Below are 691 nucleotides of genomic sequence, written 5' to 3'. Positions count from 1 at the left end.
CGTTCTGGTTTCGCTGGGCCAACGTGTTCTGGGTCGCTATGCGGCTGAGAACATCATGGAACCAGGTACCGACAACGTCCTGTTCCCGGCAGATACCTATCTGCAGGAAGAAGAAGTCGACGTTATCGACGAACTGGGCGTGGCCTCGGTCAAGGTCCGTTCGGCCCTGACCTGTGAAGCTGAAGCCGGTATCTGCGCCCACTGCTATGGTCGCGATCTGGCACGCGGTACCAATGTGAACATCGGTGAAGCTGTCGGCGTTATCGCTGCCCAGTCGATCGGTGAGCCGGGTACCCAGCTGACCATGCGTACGTTCCACATCGGTGGTGCTGCAAGCCGGACCTCGGCTGCCGACAGCGTCCAGGTGAAGAACGGCGGTATGGTACGTCTGCACAACCTGAAGCAGGTTGAGCGTGCCGACGGTAACCTGGTTGCCGTATCGCGTTCCGGTGAGTTGGCGATTGCCGACGAATTCGGTCGTGAGCGTGAGCGTTACAAGCTGCCGTACGGTGCGGTGATTTCCGTGAAGGAAGGCGACAAGGTCGACGCTGGCGCAATCGTCGCCAAGTGGGACCCGCACACCCACCCGATCGTTACCGAAATGAAAGGTACCGTGACCTACGTGGGCATGGAAGAAGGCATCACGATCAAGCGTCAGACTGACGAATTGACCGGTATGACCAACATTGAA

At 58.6% G+C, this 691-nt stretch carries 1 pseudogene; it reads left to right on the top strand.

From position 1 onward, the window contains the following. Nucleotides 1-691 (top strand): annotated as a pseudogene (locus RSB01_RS14145) (DNA-directed RNA polymerase subunit beta'); the annotation flags it as partial.

The sequence above is a fragment of the Brevundimonas sp. genome (assembly GCF_036659295.1).
Taxonomy (GTDB): Bacteria; Pseudomonadota; Alphaproteobacteria; order Caulobacterales; family Caulobacteraceae; genus Brevundimonas.
This window is presented reverse-complemented; position numbering and strand designations above follow the sequence as displayed.